Origin of the sequence: Streptomyces sp. CB02261 (assembly GCF_001905665.1) — a bacterium.
Classification (GTDB): Bacteria; Actinomycetota; Actinomycetes; order Streptomycetales; family Streptomycetaceae; genus Streptomyces.
Map to the genome: position 1 here is coordinate 351,968 of NZ_LIVX01000008.1, position 7,334 is coordinate 359,301.

General features: G+C 68.9%; 5 protein-coding genes and 2 pseudogenes. 4 read left to right on the top strand and 3 right to left on the bottom strand.

Annotated features, from left to right (window positions below; all coding sequences use genetic code 11):
• Positions 1 to 82: 82 nt before the first annotated feature.
• The 4 genes and pseudogenes from AMK29_RS26765 to AMK29_RS26780 all read left to right on the top strand — a co-directional run.
• Complete coding sequence (locus AMK29_RS26765) at positions 83 to 775, top strand: SDR family oxidoreductase (protein ID WP_073817839.1); 693 nt, start codon at positions 83 to 85, stop codon at positions 773 to 775.
• Positions 776 to 1,011: 236 nt separating this feature from the next.
• Positions 1,012 to 2,016, top strand: a complete 1,005-nt coding sequence (locus tag AMK29_RS26770; protein ID WP_073817840.1) for an NADP-dependent oxidoreductase — start codon at positions 1,012 to 1,014, stop codon at positions 2,014 to 2,016.
• Positions 2,017 to 2,231: 215 nt separating this feature from the next.
• Positions 2,232 to 2,393, top strand: a pseudogene (locus AMK29_RS26775) (hemolysin III family protein); the annotation flags it as partial.
• A 113-nt stretch (positions 2,394 to 2,506) separates the two neighbouring features.
• Positions 2,507 to 3,247 (top strand): annotated as a pseudogene (locus tag AMK29_RS26780) (transposase family protein); the annotation flags it as partial.
• 17 nt (positions 3,248 to 3,264) lie between these two features.
• Here the strand turns inward: AMK29_RS26780 and AMK29_RS26785 are convergent.
• The 3 genes from AMK29_RS26785 to AMK29_RS26795 all read right to left on the bottom strand — a co-directional run bounded on the left by AMK29_RS26785 (position 3,265) and on the right by AMK29_RS26795 (position 5,935).
• Positions 3,265 to 4,410: an SMI1/KNR4 family protein gene (locus tag AMK29_RS26785; protein ID WP_073817843.1), complete on the bottom strand. Its 1,146-nt coding sequence runs from the start codon at positions 4,408 to 4,410 to the stop codon at positions 3,265 to 3,267.
• A 751-nt stretch (positions 4,411 to 5,161) separates the two neighbouring features.
• Positions 5,162 to 5,365: a cold-shock protein gene (locus AMK29_RS26790; RefSeq protein WP_030325187.1), complete on the bottom strand. Its 204-nt coding sequence runs from the start codon at positions 5,363 to 5,365 to the stop codon at positions 5,162 to 5,164.
• Positions 5,366 to 5,596: 231 nt separating this feature from the next.
• A complete protein-coding gene (locus tag AMK29_RS26795) occupies positions 5,597 to 5,935 on the bottom strand; it encodes a MerR family transcriptional regulator (protein ID WP_073817844.1) in 339 nt (112 codons plus the stop codon).
• Between the last annotated feature and the right edge of the window lie 1,399 nt (positions 5,936 to 7,334).

Sequence of the window (7,334 nt, forward strand, 5' to 3'; positions counted from 1 at the left end):
GTATCCCCATGTTTAGATTGGACTCGTAATCTAAACATGGGGCGTGCGACTCGACGGCGCCCGTCGAAGACCAGGAGCAGGCATGGAACTGAAGAACGCGGTCGCGGTCGTCACCGGCGCCAACCGGGGCCTCGGGCGGCACCTGGCCGCCCAGCTCGTCGAGCGCGGCGCGAAGGTGTACGCGGCGGCCCGCCGCCCCGAGACGGTCGACGTGCCGGGCACCGTCCCGCTGCGCCTCGACGTGACGGACGAGGCGTCGATACGCGAGGCCGCCCGCATCGCGTCGGATGCGACCCTGCTGATCAACAACGCGGGCATCTCCACCGGCGCGACGCTGATCGGAGGCGACACCGATGAGGTGCGCCGGGAGATGGAGACCAACTTCTACGGCCCGCTCGCCGCGACCCGCGCCTTCGCTCCCGTCATCGAGGGCAACGGCGGCGGCGCCGTACTCAACGTCCTGTCCGCCCTGTCCTGGTTCCACCCGGCCGCCCTCGGCTCCTACGCCGCGTCCAAGGCCGCCGCCTGGGCACTGAGTGGCGCGACCCGCGACGAGCTGGCGCCCCGGGGCATCGCCGTCTCGGCGCTGCACGTCGGCTACATGGACACGGACATGGCCGCCGGCGTGCCCGCCGACCAGAAGGTCGCCGCCGCCGACGTCGCGGCCCAGGCCCTGTACGGCATCGAGAAGGGCCTGCCCGAGATCCTCGCCGACGAGACCAGCCGGTACGTCAAGGAGAGCCTGTCCGCGGCACCCCGGCCGAACGCAGGCTGACGCTCACCCGCCACCGCGGCGCGCGTCCTTCCACCTGCACCGCCTCCAGGGAGGCTCGGCACGACCGCGGCACCGCCCCTGTCGTGCCGGTGGCCTGACGGGTGCACGCGACCGAGGACGCGGTGCGCCCAGCCGCAGCCAGGAAAACAGCACAGACCGTCTCGCACGGGGAGAAGCCCGGGGCGAGCACAGACACCCCGCCCCTACCTGGGACGGGACACGGAACGGAGACGACGATGAGGGCCTTCACGGTCGAGAAGTACGGCGGCCGGGCGGGAATGCGCGCCGCCGAAATGCCCGACCCGCAGGTGGGCACCGACGACGTCCTGGTCAAGATCCACGCGGCGAGCGTCAACCCACTGGACCTCAGGATCCGCAACGGGGACTTCAAGGCGTTCCTGCCCTACCGTCTCCCCCTCGTCCTGGGCAACGACCTCGCCGGAGAGGTCCTGCAGGTCGGGTCCTCCGTCACCCGCTTCGCGGTGGGTGACGAGGTCTACGCCCGGCCCGACAAGGACCGCATCGGCACCTTCGCCGAACTCCTCGCGGTCCACCAGGACGACCTGGCGCCCAAACCCGCCACCCTCACGATGACCGAGGCCGCCTCCCTGCCCCTGGTCGCCCTGACCGCGTGGCAGGCACTGGTCGAGCGCGCCCGCGTACAGCCGGGTCAGAAGGTCCTCATCCACGCGGGCGCAGGCGGCCTCGGCTCCATCGCCGTCCAACTGGCCAAGGAACTCGGCGCGCACGTGGCCACCACCGCGAGCACCGCCAAGGTCGACCTGGTCAAGGACCTCGGCGCGGACGAAGTCATCGACTACCGCACCCAGGACTTCACCGAGATCCTCGACGGCTATGACGTCGTCCTCGACAGCCTCGGTGGCGACAACCTGGCCAGGTCGTTGCGTGTCCTCAGGCCCGGCGGCACCGCCATCAGTGTCGCGGGCCCGCCCGACCCGGCCTTCGCCCGTGAACTGGGCGCGAACCCGGTCCTCCGCCTGGCCATGACCGCGCTCAGTTCCAGGACCCGCCGCCAGGCCAAGCGCCTGGGCGTGACGTACTCCTTCCTGTTCATGAAGGCCAGTGGAGACCAGTTGCGGGAACTCACCCCCCTCATCGACACCGGGAAGATCCGCCCCGTCGTCGACACCGTCTTCCCGTTCGACGACACCCTCCACGCCATGGAGTACGTCGAAAAGGGCCGGGCGAAGGCCGGCAAGGTCGTCGTCTCCATGACGTAGGGCAGACCCGCCGACACCGACCAGCTCCACCAGTGCACCGTCCGCGCCGAGCAAGGCGTGATGCGCCTGGTCACGGGCTGGCGCCCGGCTTCGGCAGGGCCGCCGCCACCCCTCGGCGGGCGACCGGAAGCAGACCGGGAGAGACCATCATGAGCAGCACACGGGCACCACGAACGAACCCGTCATCACTTCGTACGCCCACGCCCCGACCCGCACTCGTGATCGGCGGGCTCCTCTACAGCGCGGGCACGGTCGCCCACGCCCTTCAGCGGCCCAACCCCTCACCCCGCTGGTTCGGCTTCCACGAGGTCTTCCACGCACTGACGGTGGCAGCCTTCACCGCGCACTACGTCGCCATCCTTCTCGCCGCTCACTGAGCTTCTTCGAGTTGGCCACCGATCGGGTGATGGGCCGTGAAGCGCGACGAAGGAAGCCCCCGAGCTGTTGATCGAGCTGTCTGACGCCTCGATCACGTTGCTCGGGGGCCTCGTTGGTCATCTATCCTGCCGCACTCGACCTGCCGCATGCGCTCGTGGAGTGGGTCGCCATGCTGGTTGTCACTCGTGAGGGCGACCGGCGCTGCAAGCTCCGTCCGTCTCAGCGGGCGATGGCTCTGGTGTACCTGCGAGAGCACACGACTCTGGCGAAGATCGCCGCCGGGTTCGGGATCAGCGAGTCCACCGCCCATGCCTACACCCGCGCGGTCGTCGACCTGCTCGCTGAACGTGCACCGGGTCTGCTCAAGACGCTGCGCGAGCACGATCCCGACTTCATCCTGCTCGACGGCACCCTCGCCGAGTGCGGCCGGGTCGGCGACGGCCGGGCCGACTACTCCCACAAACGCCGGCGCCATGGCGTGAACGTGCAGGTCGTCACCGACCCCGGCGGCCGGCTGCTGTGGCTCTCGCCCGCCCTGCCGGGCCGCACCCACGACCTGACCGCCGCCCGTACCCACCGCATCATCCGGATCTGCGAGCGCCAGGGCGTTCCCGTCCTGGCCGACCTCGCCTACCAAGGCGCAGGACCGTGGCTGACGACCGGCGTCAAACGCAAGCCACTCCAGGAACTCACTCCCACCGAGAAGACCCTCAACCGGGCGCTGGCCGCAGCACGAGCGCCCGTTGAACGCGGTGTCGCGATCCTGAAGTCCTGGCGGATCTTCCGCAGGTCCCGGTGCAGCCCCAACCGCATGACGTCAATCGTCAAGGCCATCCTCACGCTGGAGCGGCAGTGGTGGCACCCCTGGCGTCAGTCCTGGTCTTGGCTGTACTGGGCCGCGTACCAACTGGAGTCGATGGCGGGGTTGCGCAGCGCCCCCCAGAATCGGTCGTCAGGTATCAGTGGCAGGGGCTGATTGCCCAGGTCCGCGTGCAGGTCCGCACGCCAGTCGAGAGTGAAGTGACTCCTGATCTCCGCGCTCTCGCACACGGACCTGTACGGGGACCCCCAGATCCCAAGGGCTATCTTCTCCGCGGCCCACCTGCGTGTGTGGTCTCGTGCGGTGTCGGCCTGCGCGAGCACCGCGCGGAGGCGCAAGGCGAGCGGGCTGGTCTGGTCCGGCTGTGGCGGGGCCACACCGCGCTCCCAAGCGTCCAGGGCTGTCTTGACCTCCGGGTAGTTGTTCAGGCCCGTTTCGACCGCCAGTCTGCGAGCCTGCTTCCGCGCGGCGTCGACCACCTGCTCGTACGGCAGAACTGCGATCAGCGCACCGAGTTCCTCATGCCCGTCCAGGTGGCTCACGTGGAGGAGGTCGGTGGGGCTGTAGGACAGGTTCAGCTCTGGCAGCTGCTCATCCGGTGCGGGAAGGGGCTCGTCGGCACTGTACTGCGGCCTGGCAGGCGGACGCCCCTCCCAGAACAGCCGGCCGTTGAAGGTGACGACCCCGGCGTCCTGGCCGCGCTCCAGCGTGCCGGCAAGTTCGGTCAGATACTCACCCAGCGAGTCGGCCTGCCCGAACCTGGTGCCGGTCTCGTCGAAGAACCGTCCGACCACACCGAAGGAGTCCCGCCCGGTACGGCAGTCCATCAGAAGACCGTCCGACGTCACGTCGTAAGAACCGAACTTCACGTAGTCGTGGAGCCAGTAGCCCTCGGTCTCCCCGTCGATGCCCTGGTCGATGCCGCGCAAGAACCCGGTGTCCCCGAGGATTCCGCTCACTCCGAGCAGCCGGTCGCCCGTGCTGAACCGGAAAGCCTCGGGTCCCTCCAGCGCCCCGTTGTGCCGTTGGAGTGAAGCGACCAGGTCCGGAGGAAAGGTGACCCCCAGTTCCTCTTGCGCTGCTGCGATCTCAGCGTCTCCTGCGGGCGGCCGAAGCGTGGCAAAGGTGCGGGGCGCGTGCTCGCGCAGCCACGCGTCGATGCGCGTCCATGCGTCCCGGACCAGGTCTGATGTCATAGGGCCGACCTTAGAGCCAGTGGCTGACAACAGCTTGATCGTCGCTCACCGGCCTTGCCGCCGGGTTGGCGTTCAGGCCGGCAGGCTTCGAGTGGCCCCTTGTCCCGGCTCACCAAGCTGCTGGCACCGGACGCTGCAGCAGCCCACTCGACGCTGAAGCGCTCCGTTGCGATCACCCGATCGGTGGCCAACTCGAAGAAGCTCACTGAGCGCTCAAGAGGTGGGTCCCGCGGGTACCGAGCCGCGCAGGAGAAGGACACCGGAGCAGCCCTTGCAGCGGGCATCAACAGAAGCCGATCGGCAGGACCGCTTACCCTTTCCGACCTGCCGTCCTCTCCACCGCGGTGGAGAGGACGGAGGGGTGAAGACCGAGGCGTTGATCCAGCCAGTACGTGGTGTGCTCGGCCTGGGGCGACTGCTGCCGCTCGGGGGGGCCGGACGAGGGCGCGTGGATCACCGAACGGGCGGCCGACCGGACTCTCTGGCGCAAGGTCGCCGGGGTGGGGGGGTCAGCTGGAGAGCATGCGCATCGGACCGGTCCCGCACGAACCCGTGCTCGAACCGACCGTTCGCCCGTCTGCCGACGCGCCAGGCCCCCTCGGCATCACTGCGCCTCGCTCATTCCACCAGTTCACGGTGGTGACAAGGCCATGAGCGAGTTCCGGGGGCACTCGACTCGGAACGAACGCGCGAAGCAGCCGTGCGTCCTGAGCCCAGTGCCCCCGGTTCCGTCAGCGGGGTGTGGGGCGGGTCAGGCGAGGTTGATGTTCTCCGCCTGGGGGCCCTTCTGGCCCTGGGTGACGTCGAACGTCACGGTCTGGCCTTCCTGGAGCTCACGGAAGCCCGAGGAGTTGATGGCCGAGTAGTGGGCGAAGACGTCCGGGCCGCCGCCGTCCTGGGCGATGAAGCCGAAGCCCTTCTCCGCGTTGAACCACTTCACAGTTCCCGTAGCCATGTCTCATGCCTTCCAGTCGATGTATGTCTCCCACTCCATGCGGAAGACGGAGGTGATCGCCCTGGTCCCTGCGGCACAGCACAGCAAAACGCCCACGCCGAAGGCGTGGGCAAAGGGAACTTCCGAACCACGACAGCTAACGGAGACGCTACACGCCCACACCCCCCGTCACCAGAAGAGTTCCTCCAAGTGGGAACGGGCCCGCCGAGGTACGGCGGGGCGCGCACCGTCTCAGGCCGCGGCCGGCGGGTCGGCCGCCTGGGCCGCGCGGCGGTATTCGGCGTTGAGGCGTTGGGCTTCCTCGAGCTGGTCCTCGAGGACGATGATGCGGCAGGCGGCCTCGATCGGGGTGCCCTGGTCGACGAGTTCACGGGCGCGGGCGGCGATGCGCAGCTGGTAGCGGGAGTAGCGGCGGTGGCCGCCCGCCGAGCGGAGCGGGGTGATGAGGCGGGCCTCTCCGATGGCGCGGAGGAAGCCCTGGGTGGTGCCGAGCATCTCGGCGGCCCGGCCCATCGTGTAGGCGGGGTAGTCGTCGTCGTCGAGACGGCCGTACGAGTCGTCAGCTGTCATCTGCACCTCTCTCGGGAACGCGTGGAGGGGCCCTGATGCCGTACGGCACCAGGGCCCCGAAGGAACTTCTACACCACGTGCCGACCCTGATACCGCGCCGGCCTTCTGTGTCCGCCTACCCGACCCAGTGGCTGTCGGGAGTGCGGGGATCGCGGTTGCTTGACCGGAGACCACCTCACTATCGATGTCCTGCGGTACCCGGACTCGAGACTTCCGTCCGGGCGATCCTGCTGGTGCTTCGTTCCTCCGTTCTTCCCTCGGTGATCAACTTCCTACCATCGGGTACTGCGTACTGCTTGTACTGCGTACTGCGGGTGATGCGTACTGCTGAGCGACCTGAGACAGCGTCACTCTTCGGCAGCCAGCCCCGTTGCCCGTCCTGCGTCTGCTCTGGCTTAGAACCCCACTGCCGAACTTCCCGGTGCGCGCGCCCGCAGCCGACGCCTTCACCAGGGGTACCGCTCCTCACTTCACTGCGGGTACTGCGAACTGCACTCGCGGGTACCGCCTCTGTCATGACCACGGTCCCGCTCCGGCGGCCCCTGATCACTGCGGGCCACCCGGCCCGGCCGTCAGTCCCGTCGCCGTCCTGCAACATCCCTGGCTTCGAAACTCCACCGCCGCGCCGTCCTGCGCACTGCAACTACCTGTACTGCTGTACCGCTTGCCGGCAGTTCGTATCTGCCAGGCCCTGCTGTCTCTCTGGGCTACGAGAGAAACCATAACCACGCCACCGCTCAATGTCTACTCCGGCCGACATAGATTTCCGCGTGTCCAGCAACTAGGTAATCGGCCTCGAACAGTGACGTGGGCGGGGGCACATCGGGGTCGCACGGGGTTGACTACCGCTTGTCGGGGCACATGCCGCAGACAGGGAGAACCAAGCGTGGGCGATCCGGAGACCGAGGGGTCCCCCGTGGTCTCGGAGCTCGTCGCCAACGCCCTGCGCTACGGCATGCGGTGTGAAGGCAGCGGCTGTCGGAGGCTCTGGCGGGCTCGGCCGCGTGGGCGGGTCCTCCGCCGCCTTCACCGCCACGACGCGGGGAGCCCCCCATCTGCACTCCCAACTCGATCGCGGACGTCAGCGCTTGGACCGTGGGCGACTTCAGCTACTCCGATCATTCACCTCGCGCCGGTGGGTGAACCGACCCACCGATATGCGAGAGGGCCCGGCCGGCGTGTGCCGGTCGGGCCCTCTTGGCTGTTCGGGCGTCAGCTCACGTCCGCCCGTGGGTGACGGTCAGGCCGCCACGGGGATGCCGAGCAGCGCGGAGACATGTCTCCTGATGAGGCAGCTTCCCCAGCACGTGGCGCTCAGGCCGCCGTGTCGACGGCGGAGCGCCGTGCGCCGGCACGCCTTGCCGCAGCGGCGGGGCCGCGCCGGCCGCGGGTGGTCGTG